The organism is Streptosporangium becharense, assembly GCF_014204985.1.
Taxonomy (GTDB): Bacteria; Actinomycetota; Actinomycetes; order Streptosporangiales; family Streptosporangiaceae; genus Streptosporangium; species Streptosporangium becharense.
Map to the genome: position 1 here is coordinate 4,519,196 of NZ_JACHMP010000001.1, position 16,278 is coordinate 4,535,473.

Below are 16,278 nucleotides of genomic sequence, written 5' to 3' on the forward strand. Positions count from 1 at the left end.
AGTTCTAAGAGGCAAGGACCGATAGGGGACCACACATGGATGAGCGGTGCCCCTTGCGAGCCAAGCAGAGGCCGAAGTTTAAGGAGGGCTCCGTTCCCCCGCGAGTCGTCGATCTTGCGCTGGCTGCGATGGCTCACCCTCGGCATCGCCCAGGGCGGCCCAGAAGCATGACGTCTCGCTCGATGTTGGTCTCGCAGTTACCTTAGAGGCAGCTCTATCGGCCTCGCGTGCTGGGCTAACAACGGGCTGCTCCGACTATGAGCCGTCAGCAATAATGCTGCTGGTGAGCTGCAGCCGTTCGATCGAGAACTTGTTTGTGTCAGCATCCCAGGCAATTTTCATCAGCCTAGACAGGTCGGCAGCAGAATTGCTGTAGAGGTTGATTTCAAGCGGCTCGATGACCGCCACGTCGACGATCACTCAAACCTGGAAGAGCCACCGCTCGCGACCGGTATCCGCCAATCCCCTAGCAGGCCTGCTGATTGACTGCCGCGAGGAGGGCGCTCCCCACCGCTTGTGCGATCGCAGGAGGAACAGCATTTCCGATCATTCGACCTATAGAGTTGAACTCCACAGGTTCTCCTGGCCTGACAAACTGGTAATTCTCTGGAAATCCTTGGAGTATCGCCGCTTCCCGCAGGGTAATCGCACGATCTTGCTCCGGATGGCCGAACCTTCCGGTACCGAAATTGTACGACATAGTCGTGATAGTTGGAGACGGCTTGTCCCATTCCATGCGGGCATAGACGTTCTTGAACGTGGCGCCAGAAGGCCTAGTGTGGCAAGGAGATAGCAGCTCTGTTGGCCAATCATGCCATGTCCCCCCTGGCCTGGACGCTTTGATTCGCTTCAGGTTCAGAGGGCTTAAAGATCTTGCCTTATGCATGCTATCAAGGTCATGCGTTCTCCCTTGATGAACTGCCGGGAGGCCGGAAATCGCATCTCTCACCGTCGTGAACTCTTCGGGCTTGCGTTTACCTCCAGGGACCTCGATGTGTCCGATTCGCGACGCAATGAGAACAAGTCGACGACGCTCTTGCGGAAGGCCATATTCCGGGCCGTAGCAGCTTTTAAAAGAAACTTCGTAACCAATTTCTTCGAGAGAGCTGGAAAACTCCCTGAAGATCTTGGAGCCCACGATTCGAGGGACATTTTCCATGGTCACAAGCTCAGGGCGAGAATCTTTGACGAGTCGTGAAAATTCACCAAGGAGCGACCACTGCGGCTCTGAAGACGTATCTACGCCTCGCCTGTAGGGCGAGAAGGGCTGGCACGGCGCGCATCCCGCCAAGAGGCGTATTGAGTCTGGCTCCCATAGAAGCTCAAGCTGCTCTTTAGAGACCGTCCGGACATCTTGCTCAATGAACGGAGCTTCAATATTTTTCTCGAATGGGTATTTGCATCGAGGATCTATATCAAAACCGGCGACTACGTTCAGCCCAGCCTGCATCAGTCCATGCGACAGCCCGCCCACTCCGCAGAAGAGATCTATCGCTGAGATGCGCCTTGCCATGTCGCCCATACTCTGAACTTAGCGTAGATCACCCCGCCTCGTCGACGGGTGGGGGATAACGACAGGAGCTCATCATCGCAGTGCTCCTTGGCTCCCAGCGGCAGCCCCCTCCTGCCCAGGTCTTGGAGGACGGGAACAGGGATGAACGCGTTGCCTGCCGCAATCTCGGCGTCCCTTACAGCCTCAGTCAATGGCCTAGGACCTGTCTCGAGGTCGGTTATCAGCGTGTCGCTGGTCGCAACTGAGGTCTCCGGTATTGGGTTCAACGATGAAGAACCAAAACCGGACACCTCGTGGCGACCTTCGCGGTGACGCGGCGCTTTGACCTGAGTGATGAGCAGTGGGCGCGATTGGCGCCGCTGCTCCCGGCTGCCGTACGGCCAGGTCGCCCGCCTCGAGGGAGCAGGCGTCAACTGATCGACGGGATCCGCCGGCGGTTCCGGGTCGGGGCGCCCTGGCGGGACGTGCCCGAGTGCTACGGCTCCTGGCAAACCGCCTACGCCCTGTTTCGGCGCTGGCAACGCGCAGATATCTGGCAGCAGATCCTGCCCGCTTTGCACGCCTTGGCTGATGCGAGCGGCCGGATCGGCTGGGACGTCGGGGGCGATTCCATCATCTGTCGCGCCCACCAGCACGCAGCCGGAGCCTGCCACCACGGTGATCAGCAAGCCGGACGACTCGGCGGTGCCCGCCATGAGCCCGCCGGTCACGCACTGGGACGCTCCCGCGGCGGCCTGTCGACCAAACCGCACATGGCGTGTGAGGCGAACCGGCTGCTGTTATCGCTGGTGAAGCTGCCACGCGTAGCTCGTTGAACCTTCTGCAGGCCTCGCAAGCAATTTCATCGGAAGTCGGCGATGGTCTGGCCGCTACTGAGCACTTCATTGCGAGCTGGATCACGTCCGTCCAGAACCATCCACTGACAGTGAGAACTGTTCTCGCTTGAGCTATCGATGGATCTATTTATTTGCTCTCAGGGATACATCTATTTGTGCTGCAAATGAGAATACTCATCTTTAAACATTGTTACACGCTCTGCCCGCTCAAGCGCTCCTCTGTAGTCAAATAGCCTAGTACGATCCATCGCAACCTGATGATATCCAGAGGGTGGCCCGGCGGCCAGCTGCTTGTCTAGGAAATGTATGCGTTCTATCACCTTGCACCCTCTTGATGTCAGTGGACTAATGAAGGTTCCGAAAATTCCGTCACTTTTTAATCTGCGCCACGCATCGTAATCCAATCGAGCGATATCATTTGCTATCAAGAAGGTTGCATACCCGTCGATGAATTCCCGTTCATGGGGCGTGTATGTGATTGTTCCTATTGGTTCATCTCTGATCAAGTCATTATGTGCGGCGATTGCGTATGCAAGGTCCGCGGAGAAGTGGATTGACCTCCCAATGTCGGTGAGCCCATGCACCAAGAGGTCGAAGTATGTTATGTCGAACAACTTTGACTTAGTTGAAAAGCCTATGAGCTGCCCAACTATCTGATCGGGGTTGAACTCGCCTATCGGAAGGGGGCCTTCTGATTCGAGTGCACGCAGCACCGCTGCGGGATCGAAGCTCGATGAAAATGGGACGATTATTGGAGATCCTGGATTGGAGCGTAGTTGCTGACGGGCGTCAGTCCATATCCCCCTATCTTCTCCAGGGTCATATAGAAATAGAATTACCGGAAGCGGAAATGATTCCCAGTATTTGCGATGACGTTCCTTGGGGTGAAATATAACGCCCCTTTCATCTGATTGCTTGAAATACGAAGAGCCACTCTTGGCCTGAACGGCAACGACTCTTCCCGTCGGGAGTCCTTCTGGTGTACAGTGTTCTATTTGCCCATCGATGCCCACGTCGTGCATTAATGTCTCTCGCCACATGCATCCTGCTTTAATGATGGATTGCTCTGCGGCAATTATGCCAAGACGCTCTGTTCTCCATGAAGGCTCAGGCATTTTGGTAATTCACCTTAATTGCTATTTTGCTCTACTGGATCTTTGAATGAATCGCCGATCCGACTGGGAACCCTATAGGAAATCTTCGCCCATTGGGGGTGTTTGCAGTGTTGTGATCCACCTACTACCTCCTAGACAGCTCTCCTGTTGTAGGAACTCGGGCCTCGAGGGGAACTTACGGCGGGATCAAGAGGACATTCGGTGGCAAGCCGACCCGTACCGCAGGGCCGCTAAGGCCCGAGGAACGGAAGCGGCGCGGCAGCCTTCGGAGGGATCACTATGAACCGCTCCGGCTTCGATGGAGACTTGTTCTCTTGAGAGGATCGAGTCATGGCAGCCAAGTCCCCCTATCCGGCGGAGCTGCGTAAGCGCGCGGTGCGGATGGTCGCGCAGGTCCGCCCGGACTACCCGACCGAGTGGGCCGCGATCAACGCAGTCGCAGCCAAACTCGGCATCGGCACCGCCGAAACGCTGCGCAAGTGGATCCGTCAGGCCCAGATCGACGAAGGACAGCGACCGGGTACCACCAGCGATGAATCGGCCGAGCTCAAGCGGCTGCGGCGGGAGAACGCCGAGCTGCGCCGGGCCAACGAGATCCTCAAAGCCGCTTCGGCTTTCTTCGCGGCCGAGCTCGACCGGCCACACACGCACTCGTGACCTTCATCGACGAACACCGCAAGGTGTTCGGTGTCGAGCCGATCTGCCGCGTCCTGACCGAGCATGGCCTGTTGATCTCTCCCAGCACCTACTACGCCGCCAAGAGCCGGCGGCCCTCGGCCCGCACCGTTCGCGATGCCGAGCTGGACGGGCACATCAGGCGGGTTCACGCCGCCAACTACGGCGTCTACGGTGCCCGGAAGGTGTGGCGGCACCTGCTGCGTGAGGGCCACCAGGTGGCCCGGTGCACGGTGGAGCGGCGGATGCGTGCCCTGGGCCTGGCAGGGGCCCGCCGCGGAAAGAAGATCCGCACCACCACAGCCGATCCCGGCCACCAACGGGCATCAGACCTGCTCAAGCGGGACTTTTCCGCGCCCCGCCCGAACATGGTCTGGGTCGCCGACTTCACCTACGTTCATGCCTGGTGCGGGATCGTCTACGTCGCCTTCGTCATCGACGTCTACTCCCGCGCGATCGTCGGCTGGTCGGCAGCCACCTCCAAGCGTGCCGGGCTGGTGCTGGACGCCCTGGACATGGCGTTGTGGCGGCGCGGCCGTACCGGGCGTCCCGTCGGGCCGCGCCTGATCCATCATTCGGACGCGGGAAGTCAGTACACCGGTTTCCGCTTCACCGCCCATCTGATGGGCGCAGGTATCGACGCGTCCATCGGGACGGTCGGGGACGCGCTGGACAACGCGCTGATGGAGTCGCAGATCGGCTTGTACAAGACCGAGCTGATCAAACCCCGCGGCCCCTGGCGCACCCTGGCGGAGGTGGAACTGGCCACCGCCGAATGGGTCGAGTGGTTCAACACCACCCGCCTGCACTCGGCCATCGGCAACGTCCCACCGGAGGAATACGAAGCCCTCTACTACGCTCAGCACCAGCCCAGCGAGACCATTGGAATCAACCCCTGAGGTCTCCATCGAAGTCGGGGCGGTTCAGTTGCCGACATTCCGGACCGACCGGAGGACGACGAGCTGCGGCAGGTGCTACGCAACCACGTGCTGCTCCCGGAGGACCGGCGGGGGACGCTGACCCGCACGCAGACCGTGGCGCTGCGTTGGCTGGAGAAGGCGTCCCTTCCGCTGGCGGATCTCCAGGAGGCACGCGTCGCCCGGATCGCACTCGACGCCATCTCGGTCACCTTCGATGGCAAGGAGGCCGCAGCCAACACCGTACGGCGGAAGCGGGCGATCCTTCATCACCTCCTGGAGCTGGCGGTGGAACAGAAGGTGTTCGCGACCAACCCATTGCACGAGATCAAGTGGAAGCCGCCCAAGGCCGTCACCGTCGTCGACCTCCGTACGGTGATCAATCCGACTCAGGCGAAGCAGCTCCTGGCCGCCGTGCCCAAGGTCGGCCGTACTCGGGGCGTCCGGCTCAAGGCCCTGTTCGCCTGCATCTACTACGCGGGTCTGCGGCCGGAGGAGGCGGCGGACCTTCGCCTGAAGAACTGCACTCTGCCCGAATCAGGATGGGGCCAGATCATCCTGGAGAGGGCGCGACCGCAGGCGAACAAGCGATGGACCAACTCGGGGGAGACCCACGAGTCGCGCAGCCTCAAGCACCGAGCGAAGAAGGAGACCAGGGAGATCCCCATCCCGCCGGCTTTAGTCGTCATCCTTGGAGAGCACATCGACGCCTATGGCATCGAAAGCGACGGCCGGCTGTTCCGGACAGCCAACGGTGGCTCCTACTCCAGCTCGGCATACTCCTACGTCTGGCAGAAAGCTCGATCGCTCGTCCTCACCGAGGAGCAGGTGAGGTCGCCGCTCGCCGCCCGCCCCTATGACCTGCGACATGCAGCCCTGTCCCTCTGGCTTAACGCAGGAGTGCCGGCGACCGAGGTGGCCAAGCGCGCCGGGCACAGCGTGGAGGTCCTCCACCGGGTCTACGCCAAGTGCATGGAGGGCCAGCAGGAACGGATGAATGGGAAGATCAGTAGCGCTCTGGATGATTAAACCTTTCCATCCGATGAGGGGTCGGCTCGACAACAAGATCACGACAGGGGTGTTTTTCTCGGAACCTGTTTCCGCGTATGGCGGGCAGCAGGCAGATTGATCGACCCCCACTGTGTGTCGGTCGGATCTAGGGGATGGAAGCGATCTCGCATCTGTTGGTTCTGCGGGTCAGAAGCCAACCTCACGACCATCCCCAACCGCGCCTTAGGGTAAGAAAGCGATAATTCCGGACAATTTTCTCATACTCATCTTATGAACAGATTTCCTACCACTCACAACGGATTCAAGGTGCGTACATGCAGGAAGCATGATATAGACCTCTAAGCGATGAGTGTGTTAGTAGCGGTCCAGGAGGAGATGCATGGCTAAGGCAGGTTATGTCGTCTATGAGGTCACGGCCCGCGTTCTAAGGCGGAAGGATGAGCCTCGTCCGCTAGACGACCTGAACGGCAATGGTGTCGACACCCTCCATGGTGTAGGTATGATCTTGAAAACCCTCGCCGACGAGTCGAGTCCTCAAGCCGATGATCGCTATGAGCAGGCGTTCGATATCCAGGATTTTCATCGTTCCGGAAGGACGCTTAAGATCTGGGGATCGGCAGGTCCGTATGGTGCCACTGGGAATCTGACCAATGTCGATTCAGGCAATAGGCGTCGTTATGGCAACCGCGATGCAACAATGGTTGATCTTAGAGCAATGCTGATCATCCCCGCGGGGGAGCGAATGGGATTGCTCTTCTGTGAGCGTAGGGGTGCGCGTCACCTCAAGAACATAATCGAGAGACATGTTCTGAAAGTAATCGGCAATCGACATAGCGTTCGCTTCGATGTCCTTCCATTTGTCGATCCGAAGGCGTGGAAGAAGTTCCTTGACTCTGCCCAGACGTATGAGATCTCTTACGTATATCGCTCTACTAGACTAGAGGATCTAGCACCTGAAAGGCGCAGTGCAGGAGATCTTCGCATGACGGTCAGTGGCGGTGTCGCCCGACGAGTGGGGAAGAGCTTCCGCTCGATTCTGTCGCAGATGGCGGAGAAGCATGAAGAGGTGGAGGATGATCATAGCGGCGTAGTGATTCAGGAGTTTCCTCGCCCTGCAGAGCTGAGGCCCCGCGACGAGGAACACTTTGACCATGAGCGGATCGAGATGCAGGTAGGCAACGATGGTGCTAAGCGGACAATTGTCATAGAGAGAGAACGGTTGCCTCAGTTCATATACGAGCTTGAGAAGGATCTGGCCGATGACGCCTTGTGGGAGCATTTCCAGGATCACGCCGATAAGATTTTGTCGGACCTAGGGAGTACTCTTGGGTAGACAAGATCAGGAAGCCGCCTTGGCTGCTCGATGAGCGGCCGGCTGGAGGTGTCTGCCCAGTGAGTTCCCGCATGCATCGTTACTTCGGGCGGCTCGGCATCCGTGATCTTATTAGAGATCACCTCAATACCCTATATGAGTTTGGTCCCAACAATAAGATTCATGCCAGCTGGCCAGACATCGCCTTGTTTTATGTCTTGCCGGTAGGTGTTGGGATATTCTTCTGGATTAAAGATGCGCAGCTGTATGTAAGTGATGTGCTCCTGAGTGGCATCGCCGTTCTTACGGGGTTTCTATTCGGGTTACTGGTGCATGTATTTAGTGTCGGGGTAAAGGTGGCTGACGACCCTCGCTATGGATCAGGAGACAGGTTGCCAATCCTGATTGATGAGCTCCGCGCAAATGTGTCGTATTCATGTGGAGTGGGACTTCTTATTACAGTCCTTCTTATTTTTCCAGTGGCTTTCATGAAGCCTGAAGACTTAGAGGATGGGTTAAGTTCAGGGATGGCAGGATTATTTTCTACGCTATTCACTCATCTAATTTTGACGCTTTTGATGGTTGTTAAACGAGTTAGGTCCGCCTATAAAGTCATGGCCAAATAGTGGATTTGTTGAGGGTTTTTCAACACTTGATGTTCGTCCACCTGATTGCCAAGGTGTTCCCTTGGGTCTGGCGCAAACCGGTGGCCTCAGCCTATATATGGATTACTTGCGCCTTCGAGGAAGTGACCGATCCGCAGGCGCATTGACCGGTCCATCGACAGGGAAAACACCTCGTCCCGCGGTATCCAACGCACCTCGCGGGACTCGTCGCTCGGCGTCGGCTCACCGTCGACGGCTCGGCCAGTGAGCACGATGGAGAACTCCTGCCGGGCCTCGCCGTCGCTGGTGTAGAGGATCACGTGCTTGGGGTCGGTATACGTCCCGACGAGGCCGGTGACCTCACACTTGATCCCGGTCTCCTCCAACATCTCGCGGACCGCCGCGTCGGGCAGGGACTCGCCGAGGTCGATCGCACCGCCGGGAACGGCCCAGTTGTCATTGTCACTGCGGCGGATCATCAGGATGTCGCCTGCCTCGTTGGTGACCACAACGTTCACCGAGGGAACCAGGCTGTTGGGTCTGAGCGCGGCGGGGTCATCGTAGAAGTCGATCCGGCGGCCCATGGTCAGGACTCTACTGGTGTGTCCGCGGCTACCGATGCTTCTTGGGAAGTCGTCCGTTGATGTCGCGCAAGATGTCCGCCGCTTGGATGACATCGCTGACCACATGGTCCGGGGAGCATTCATGGCCGACGCGCGTCCCGCGGTCGAGCCAGACCGTACGCAGGCCGGCTGCCCGTCCTCCGTCGATATCTGCGACGGGGTGGTCTCCCACCATCCAACCCCCATCAGTAAGGCTCATCCCGCATCGCCTGGCGGCGATCTCGAACAGGCCGACGTCGGGCTTGCGAATGCCCTCGACGCCTGAGAGCGCGTAGCCGTTGACGACATCAGCCAGGCCTGTCCGCTGGAGCTTGCCGAGCTGGTTATCCGCCGTACCGTTGGTGACGATCCCCACCCGCCATCCGGACGCGCGTAGCTCGGTCAGCGCGGCCATGACCTCGGGACGGCACTCGACGAGATGGGGCATCCGTCGGCGATAGGCGATCCACAGCTCCGTTGCCGGAGCGGACAGCTTGAACCGCTCGCGCACCTTGGTGAAGAACAGCTCACGGTGGGGCAGGCCGTTGCAGTCTAGCTTGACCAGGTAGTCGACGGCCTTCCGGCTGAGTCGATGCTCTTCGGCGAACTCATGAGCCCACAGTAGGAAGGCGGCGTCCAGGTCGATGAGTGTGTTGTCCAGGTCGAAGAGCGCCAATCGCTGCACGGTGCCCGATCTTAGGCGGGGCCGACTTCGCCCTGCAGGCTCGTGCTCCGGCCGCCGGCCGGTGCTGTGGGATCGGTGACTGCGGCCCACTCAGAGGAGAGGTGACCTGCGGAAACGCCCCTAGATCCATCCCACGCATATCCCACAGCCGCTGACATACGGCTGCCTACGCTGGCACACGACTGCACAGAGCTGGATGGCGATCGGAAAGACATGCCCAGGTCAAGGGCGTGATCGCTGGTCAAGAGAGTGCCCCCGGCATGATTCGAACATGCGACACCCGCTTTAGGAGAGCGGTGCTCTATCCCCTGAGCTACGGAGGCAGGGACTCCTAGTAAGGGTAGCGAAAGTGTGGAGCGAATGCGCGCTCGGGCGGAGGACTGGGGTGGGTGCCGGGTTATCGGTTCGCTGACCTGCGGTAAAAGGGCGGCAAGTGGGCCGATGGGCTCAGGGGGGACGCGGCTACGGTCACGTTTCGTGATCAAAAGGCGACGGAAGCGCGTTCGGGGGCGGCGCGCCCTGCGGCCGGTGGTGCTGTGTGGGGCGATGCTGGCGCCTGCGCTTCTCGCCGGAGGGCTTCTGGTGGCCGAGCTCACGGGTTATGGAGCTGACGTCCGTACGGCGGCTGCCCGCCGGGCCGCGGAGGAGGCGAGGACCCGCGGAAGCGGCCGGGTTTCCGAGGGGACCGCGGCTCACGGGGGCGCTGAGGGCCCAGGTGGTGTGGGTTCCGGAAACGGGCCGGTGGCGTGGCGGGGCTCGGGAGCCGGCTCAGGGGACGGCGGGATGGGTGGCGCCGGAGGTGGTTCCCGGACCGAGGAGGGCTCCGCTGCCGAAGGCGCCTTCGAGGCCCAGGGCGAGGGCGGCTTCGGTGCCGACGGGAGCCTCGGTGCCGGGAACCGGGGCGAGAGCGGGACGGGAGATCCGGTCCTGCCGGAGGGGCGAGGCTCCTTTCAGATGTGGGGTGATGCGGGCTATCCGGGCGAGCCGGGGACGCGTCCTGGCGCGGGGCCGGCCGGTGCGCCGGGAACACCCCCTGGAGCAGCGGGGGCGAACTTCGGAGCGTGGGCGACACGGCTCGGGACGGAGTCCGTCAGTGGGACAGGGGTGCGTCCGGGGGCATGGCCGGGCGGCGGGCCGGGAGCACGCTCTCAGTCCGCACCGGTCGGTGGGTTCGCAGCAGGGGCGGGCGGCTTCGGGAAAGGCTCGGGCGGTTCCGGTTCCGGTTCCACTTCCGGTTCCGGGTCCAGCTCCGGGTCCAGCTCCGGGTCCGGTTTCGGCTCCGGTTCCGCCTCCAACTCCGGTTCCAGGTCCGGCTCCGGGTCCGCCTCCGGTCGCGGCTCCGGTTCGGGGTCGGGCGGATTCACGGCAGGGGTGGGCGGTTCCGGTTCGGAGGCGAACGGATTCACTCCCGGGTCGGGCGGAGCGCCGGGGGCGGGGATGCCCGTGGCGGTGGTACCGGTGGTGGTCGGGCCCGCCTGGGTGAGGTCTTTCGAACCGAGGCGGGTGCCGCCGCCATTTCGGCCCGACCGGGTCTACGAGGGGTGGATGCCCGCGGTGAGGGAGTCGGACGCGGGGCGTTCGGCGGACGGTGCGACTTCGGGGCGGGCGCCGGACGGGGAGGCGGGTGCGGAACCCCGGGAAGTGGGTGCGACGCCCCGGGAGGCGGACACGGGGTCGCGGGAGGCAGGTGCGGGGCGCCGGGAGGGAACCGGGGATCGAACGGCGACGGACGGGGAGCGTAGTCGGGGCGGCTCTTCCCGGGTGCGCGAGACGGTGCCGCGGCCGTCGGTGACCGCTCCGGTGCCCGGGCCGTGGCGGGTGCCCCGGCCTGTGCCGCAGCTGCCCAGGCGGGGGTGTCCGGGGGAGTGGCGGGAGACGTGGCTCTGGGAGGTCTGCACGGAGCACGCGCGGCAAGAAGCCTGAGTTGTCCAGCCCCAAAAGGGGTGTTCGGTACATAACGGCTATGGGGACTCTGGCCCGGACACTCAGCTGGCTGTAGTAGCGTGCGTCCCTGACCCAGGTCACGAGTTCGCAAACGGAGGGTCGAAGTGCCACCTCGTCGATCAGCGGGTCTGATCGCCGTCGTCGTGACGATGACTTCCCTGTTGCCGGTCCCCGCTGCGGCACAGCGGGTTGCGGTAAAGGAACGGAGCGTCGTCGCCGCCGATCCGGTGAATCTCACCGAGCTGCGGCGTGAGGCGGAGAAGGCGGCCAAAGAACTGGAGGAGGCGACGAAGGCGCTGGAGCAGCGCAGAGCCCAGATCAGGACCTCGGAGCGGGAACTGTCCGCCAAGCTCCGCGAGTTGCAGACGGCGGAACGGGCCTTCGCCCAGCTACGGCAGCCGCTGGCCGACCTGGTCGGGCAGCTCTACCAGCAGCCCCTGGGTACCGATGTGGCCGCCTTCCTCTCCGGTGACTCCAGCGAGGACACCCTGCGAGCCATGTCCGGTATCACCCAGCTCGTCTCCGAGCGGCAGCAGGTTCTCGACGAGGCCACGCGCCTGCAGCGGGAGCGTGAGCGACTGGCAGGTGAGGCGCAGGAGCTGCGGGCGGCCAACCTCCTGGCCGAGGCACAGATGTCGGCCGAGATCGACACGCTCCGGGAACGTTCGCAGAAGATCGTCAAGTCGCTGACGCAGGCGCTGGTGAAGCTGGGCGTCAAAATCGACAAGAAGGGGAACCCGGCGGGCGGCTGTGACCCGACCAGGGCGTCGTCGTCGAACGAGTTCCCCAACGGGCTCATCCCCCAGGCGTACCTCTGCCCGCTCCAGCAGCCGGGCAACGAGCTCAGGGGCGACGCCGCGCTCGCGTTCATCAGCCTCAACGAGGCGTACAAGCGGCGCTTCGGCAAGGCTATGTGCGTGACCGACAGCTACCGGAACCTGGCCGAGCAGCAGTCGGTCTACTACCGCCGTCCCGGCTTCGCCGCCGTCCCGGGCCGCAGCAACCACGGCTGGGGCCTCGCGGTCGACCTCTGTGGAGGCGTGGAGCGCTTCCGGTCGCCGGAGTTCAACTGGCTGGAGGCCAACAGCAAGAAGTACGGCTGGTTCCACCCCAAGTGGGCATATGTCAGCCCCTTCGAGCCGTGGCACTGGGAGTACGACCCCAAGCTCGGGTCACTGCTGTAGAGATGCCGGGGCACCCTGGGACGGCGGGGCGAGGTCGCACCGGGGTGTCGAGAGACCGAGGCGCCGATACCAAGGCACACCTGATAGCAGGACGACGAGACGCCGGCGCCGAGGGACACCGGGACATCGAGCCGCCCCACCGGGATATGCCGCCCCACCAGGATGTACCGAACACCGGGACGCTGCCGCCGGGACGCACCGGGGGACCGGACGCGGTGACCGGCGGGCACCCGGGCACCGCACTCGGGCACCCGCATCCGGACGCCTGGACGTCTGGATGCCTGGACGCCTGAACGTCTGGATGCCTGAACGTCTCGCTGCCTGGGTGTCGGTTGATCTGATCGGCTATCGTCTCCGGGGTCCGATCGTGATGGAGAGCCGTCCGCCGGCCTGGGCCGATGCCAGCTCCGTCGCCTGAGCCGAGGTCATGGCCAGTACGACGAGCGCACCCCGTTCGGATTCGCCCTCCGGCGTCGCCAGGACGGTGACGTCCTGGGCCACGATCCGGGCAGGGACGGAACCGTCCCACGTGGTCGGGGCGGCGAGTACGTCCACGATGTCGCCCGGTGAGATCAGGCGTGCGGTCTCGGGGTCGGCGACGCGCACCGGTGCGGCCACCGTTCCCGGGTTGTGGGCGGCCAGCAGGCTCGGGCCCAGTAGGCGGACGTCCGTCAGGGGTTCGCCGCGACGCATCGGGCCGACGAGGATCCTCCCGGTAACCTGCGCTCCGGGCTTCAGGGCACCGTCGGGGACCGTGCCGGGCCGCAGGTCGACGGGTGCCAGGTCGGCGGCGTCGAGCACACCGCCGGGGAGGTCTCGTGCGGCGGCCAGGACGGTCACCGATGCGGTGTCGGGGCTCAGCGCCAGCAGGGCACACCCGGCCGCCAGGGCGGCGAAGGCGGCGGCGATGAGGCGGTGACGGCGGCTGAGAAGGCGGCGTAGGGCACGCATGGCTGACTCCAGAAGGTGGAGGCCGGGCGGCGCAGTGCCCGTGACGGAACCTCGCCGGACGGCGGGGCGGAGAAGGGGCCGTCGGCCCGGGAACCGCAGGACGGCCTCAAGCCGAAGACCACGGGGTCGCGTCCCGGGTCGAGACCGCGTCCCAGGGCGAGGGCGGCGTCACTGGTCGAGGCCCACGAGGTCGGCTCCGGCCTGAGGACCGCGTCCCGGATCGAGGCCCACGAGGTCGGTCCCGGCCCGAGGACTGCGTCACAGATCGAGGCACACGGGGCGGCCCCGGCCTGAGGACCGAGCCCCGGGGCACGGGGGCGGCCCTGGGGCGAGAACCGTGAAGGCGGCCCCAGCTCCGGGGAAGGGCCGGAGAGCAGGGGCCGGGATCGAACCTGAGGGAACCGGTCCGGGAGGGCGGGGGCCGATCTGGAGGCCACGAAGGCCGGGCCCGGCCCGGACGGGTTCTCCGGCCGGACGCCTACCCGGGCAGTCGGCCCCCTACTCAGGCAGCCGGTCGCCTACTCGGGCAGATCGAAGGGGATCTTGAGACCGTCCAGAGTTCCCGGGCAGGGGCAGGTGCGTTCGTCGGGGAGGGCGGTGACGACGTCGGCGACGAGTGAGCGCATGCGGGTGACGTTGGTCGCGAAGAAGGCGAGGACCTCCTCGTGGGTGACGCCCTCGCCGGCCTCGACCCCCGCGTCGTGGTCGGTGACCAGGGAGAGCGAGGTGTAGCACATGGCCAACTCCCGGGCGAGGACGGATTCCGGGAAGCCGGTCATGCCGACGATCGTCCACCCGTTGGCGCTGAACCAGCGGGACTCGGCGCGGCTGGAGAAGCGCGGGCCTTCGATCACCACCAGGGTGCCGCCGTCGACCAGGGGCCAGCCGCCGGAGCGGGCGGTTGCGACGGCGGTTGCGCGTCCGATGGGGCAGTAGGGGTCGGCGAAGGAGACGTGCACGACGCCGTCGGAGTCGTAGAAGGTCTGGGTGCGGCCGGAGGTGCGGTCGATGATCTGGTCGGGGACGACCAGGGCGCCGGGGCCGATCTCCGGACGCAGGGACCCGACCGCGCTCGGCGCCAGGACCTGGCGGACCCCGAGGGAGCGCAGCGCCCACAGGTTGGCCCGGTAGGGGATGCGGTGGGGCGGGAAGCGATGGTCGCGACCGTGCCTGGGCACGAAGGCGACCGGACGCGACCCGATGCGGCCGACGGTGATGACGTCGCTGGGCGGGCCGTAGGGCGTGGTGACCTCGACCTCCGTGGCGTCGTCGAGCAGGGAGTAGAGCCCCGATCCGCCGATGACTCCGATGTCCGCGCGAGTGACCATGGCGCCGACACTAGCGCCACGGACGGCCCCGGAGGAGACCGAGGCGTGGCCTGTGGATAACCGCATCCCTAAAGTGATGGTTCGACCACTTTAAGTAAGGTATGGGGGTGTGGAGATCGGGGTCGCGATGGCTGTCGGGCAGTCCCGAGGGTTCGGCGGCGGGCGGGAAGTCTGCACCTCGTCATCGGCGCGCTCATGCTCTCCATGCCGCTCGGCGCACTGGACCAGACGATCGTCTCCACGGCACCGCCGACGATCGCCGGTGACCTGGGCGGGCTGGAGCGGCTCTCCTGGGGGTGACCGCCTACATGCCGGCCTCGACGACCCTGACCCCACTGTGGGGCGAACCGGGCGACCGGTACGGCCGGAAAGGGCTCTTGCAGGTCGCGATCGTCATCTTCCTGTAGGTCGGTCGTCCAGGGGTGTCACCCACCCCGTCGGGGTTCCACCTGCTGCCGATGATGGCGGGCATGCTGACGACCTCGATCGCGAGCGCACTGGTCATCGCGCGCACCGGGAGGTGCGAGGCGTTCCCCGTCGTGAGCGGCGCGGTCGCCACGCTCGGGTTGTACCTGCTGTCGTGCGTCCGCCCGGACGTCTCCACGGTGGAGCTGGGCGTCTACCTGATCATGCTGGGCGTCGGCATCGGGCCGGTGACGCAGGTGCTGGTGATTGCGGCGCAGAACGCCGTGGACTTCGCCGACCTGGGCGTGGCCACCTCAGGGGTGACCTTCTTCCGGTCCGTCGGGGGCTCGTTCCGGGTCACCGTGGCCGGGTCGACCTTCACCTCACGCCTCATCGGCGACCTGGAACGGGTGGCGCGGACGGTCGGCCTGCCGCCGGGCTCCGTCTGGCTCGTCGCCCGGCTCGGCGCACGCGGGCTGCGGACCGGGGCCGCGCTCGCCGAGCGGGCGGGCGTGACGGTCGCCGAGGGCCGGCCGTACGCGGACGCGCTCGCCGAACGCGGGCTGCCGCGACGCTCGGAGGACGGCCGAACCCTGTGCCTCACCCCGGAGGGGGACCCTGTGCCTCACCCCGGAGGGGGAGCAGGCGGCGGACCGGCTGGTCGCCGAGGCGCGCGACGGGCTCGCGCTGCTGGTCGACGACTGGGCCCCGACCGGCGTCCAGAGCTCCATGAGCTGCTGGACAGGCTGCCCCGCCAGATGCTCGGCCCGGCGGCCGACCGCCCGCCGGGCGGCTGACCCGCCGGGCGGCTCGGGGGGCGTGGCGGCTCAGGAGGCCGCGGCGGCGGTGCTCGCGGCCTTCGCCGGTGTGGAGTCGGACGACGTGGAGCTCGACGAGCCGGAGGAGTCGGACGAGCCGTTGGAGGAGCTCGACGATCCGTTGCTCGTGGTGGAGCTCACCGTGCTGGACGACGACGACCGGCTGTCGGTCCGGTAGAAACCGGAGCCCTTGAAGACGATGCCGACCGCGGAGAACACCTTGCGCAGGGCACCCGCGCAGCTCGGGCACTCGGTGAGCGCGTCGTCGGAGAACTTCTGGACGATTTCGAACTGGTTGCCACAGGCGTTGCAGGCGTACTGGTAGGTGGGCACGCGCTCCTCCTCGTATGGTCCGCGCCGATTGGCACTCTAATGGC

General features: G+C 64.3%; 15 protein-coding genes, 1 tRNA gene and 1 pseudogene. 8 read left to right on the forward strand and 9 right to left on the reverse strand.

The window, feature by feature from the left end; all coding sequences use genetic code 11:
* Window positions 1–255: 255 nt before the first annotated feature.
* Complete coding sequence (locus tag F4562_RS19975; protein ID WP_184548916.1) at window positions 256–420, reverse strand: hypothetical protein; 165 nt, start codon at window positions 418–420, stop codon at window positions 256–258.
* 46 nt (window positions 421–466) lie between these two features.
* Entirely contained in the window at window positions 467–1,513 is a 1,047-nt protein-coding gene (locus F4562_RS19980; protein WP_221207985.1) for a DNA cytosine methyltransferase, read from the reverse strand.
* A 308-nt stretch (window positions 1,514–1,821) separates the two neighbouring features.
* On the opposite strand from F4562_RS19980, the gene F4562_RS36690 reads away from it, so the two are divergent.
* Window positions 1,822–2,328, forward strand: a complete 507-nt coding sequence (locus F4562_RS36690; protein WP_376770955.1) for an IS5 family transposase — start codon at window positions 1,822–1,824, stop codon at window positions 2,326–2,328.
* 170 nt (window positions 2,329–2,498) lie between these two features.
* Here the strand turns inward: F4562_RS36690 and F4562_RS19990 are convergent, their stop codons facing one another.
* Entirely contained in the window at window positions 2,499–3,464 is a 966-nt protein-coding gene (locus tag F4562_RS19990) for a DUF4365 domain-containing protein (protein ID WP_184548910.1), read from the reverse strand.
* Between the two features lie 330 nt (window positions 3,465–3,794).
* On the opposite strand from F4562_RS19990, the gene F4562_RS19995 reads away from it, so the two are divergent.
* The 4 genes from F4562_RS19995 (at window position 3,795) to F4562_RS20010 (ending at window position 8,005) form a co-directional block, all read left to right on the forward strand.
* A protein-coding gene (locus F4562_RS19995; protein ID WP_246473313.1) for an IS3 family transposase occupies window positions 3,795–5,038 on the forward strand; the annotation gives its coding sequence in 2 pieces (ribosomal slippage) (window positions 3,795–4,077 and window positions 4,077–5,038; 1,245 coding nt in all).
* Between the two features lie 72 nt (window positions 5,039–5,110).
* Entirely contained in the window at window positions 5,111–6,085 is a 975-nt protein-coding gene (locus tag F4562_RS20000) for a tyrosine-type recombinase/integrase (protein WP_311734301.1), read from the forward strand.
* A gap of 361 nt (window positions 6,086–6,446) precedes the next feature.
* The gene (locus F4562_RS20005; protein ID WP_184548717.1) at window positions 6,447–7,400 is read left to right on the forward strand and encodes a hypothetical protein; all 954 of its coding nucleotides are present in this window, start codon (window positions 6,447–6,449) and stop codon (window positions 7,398–7,400) included.
* Between the two features lie 59 nt (window positions 7,401–7,459).
* Window positions 7,460–8,005 carry a hypothetical protein gene (locus tag F4562_RS20010; protein ID WP_184548719.1) on the forward strand — a complete coding sequence of 182 codons (546 nt, stop codon included), beginning with the start codon at window positions 7,460–7,462 and terminating at the stop codon, window positions 8,003–8,005.
* Window positions 8,006–8,091: 86 nt separating this feature from the next.
* Here the strand turns inward: F4562_RS20010 and F4562_RS20015 are convergent, their stop codons facing one another.
* From F4562_RS20015 to F4562_RS20025, 3 genes are all read right to left on the reverse strand, one after another.
* The gene (locus F4562_RS20015; RefSeq protein WP_184548721.1) at window positions 8,092–8,568 is read right to left on the reverse strand and encodes an NUDIX hydrolase; all 477 of its coding nucleotides are present in this window, start codon (window positions 8,566–8,568) and stop codon (window positions 8,092–8,094) included.
* Window positions 8,569–8,596: 28 nt separating this feature from the next.
* On the reverse strand, window positions 8,597–9,271 hold the full coding sequence (locus tag F4562_RS20020) for an HAD family hydrolase (protein ID WP_184548723.1): 675 nt from the start codon (window positions 9,269–9,271) through the stop codon (window positions 8,597–8,599).
* A gap of 250 nt (window positions 9,272–9,521) precedes the next feature.
* Window positions 9,522–9,594, reverse strand: a tRNA-Arg gene (locus F4562_RS20025).
* A 1,770-nt stretch (window positions 9,595–11,364) separates the two neighbouring features.
* Between F4562_RS20025 and F4562_RS20030 the strand changes: the two genes are divergently transcribed.
* Window positions 11,365–12,399 (forward strand): D-alanyl-D-alanine carboxypeptidase family protein, encoded by a 1,035-nt coding sequence (locus F4562_RS20030; RefSeq protein WP_184548725.1) that lies wholly within the window; start codon window positions 11,365–11,367, stop codon window positions 12,397–12,399.
* A gap of 345 nt (window positions 12,400–12,744) precedes the next feature.
* Here F4562_RS20030 and cpaB read toward each other — a convergent pair whose 3' ends face one another.
* Together cpaB and F4562_RS20040 are read right to left on the reverse strand one after the other, a co-directional pair.
* On the reverse strand, window positions 12,745–13,350 hold the full coding sequence (gene cpaB, locus F4562_RS20035; RefSeq protein ID WP_184548727.1) for a Flp pilus assembly protein CpaB: 606 nt from the start codon (window positions 13,348–13,350) through the stop codon (window positions 12,745–12,747).
* A gap of 518 nt (window positions 13,351–13,868) precedes the next feature.
* Window positions 13,869–14,678, reverse strand: a complete 810-nt coding sequence (locus tag F4562_RS20040) for an S-methyl-5'-thioadenosine phosphorylase (RefSeq protein ID WP_184548729.1) — start codon at window positions 14,676–14,678, stop codon at window positions 13,869–13,871.
* Between the two features lie 422 nt (window positions 14,679–15,100).
* Here F4562_RS20040 and F4562_RS20045 point away from each other — a divergent pair, with 422 nt between their 5' ends.
* Both F4562_RS20045 and F4562_RS36805 read left to right on the forward strand, forming a co-directional pair.
* On the forward strand, window positions 15,101–15,880 hold the full coding sequence (locus F4562_RS20045) for an MFS transporter (protein WP_246473489.1): 780 nt from the start codon (window positions 15,101–15,103) through the stop codon (window positions 15,878–15,880).
* A 22-nt stretch (window positions 15,881–15,902) separates the two neighbouring features.
* Window positions 15,903–16,079 (forward strand): hypothetical protein, encoded by a 177-nt coding sequence (locus F4562_RS36805; RefSeq protein WP_311734304.1) that lies wholly within the window; start codon window positions 15,903–15,905, stop codon window positions 16,077–16,079.
* Between the two features lie 62 nt (window positions 16,080–16,141).
* Here the strand turns inward: F4562_RS36805 and F4562_RS36810 are convergent.
* Window positions 16,142–16,234, reverse strand: a pseudogene (locus F4562_RS36810) (FmdB family zinc ribbon protein); the annotation flags it as partial.
* Window positions 16,235–16,278: the final 44 nt, after the last annotated feature.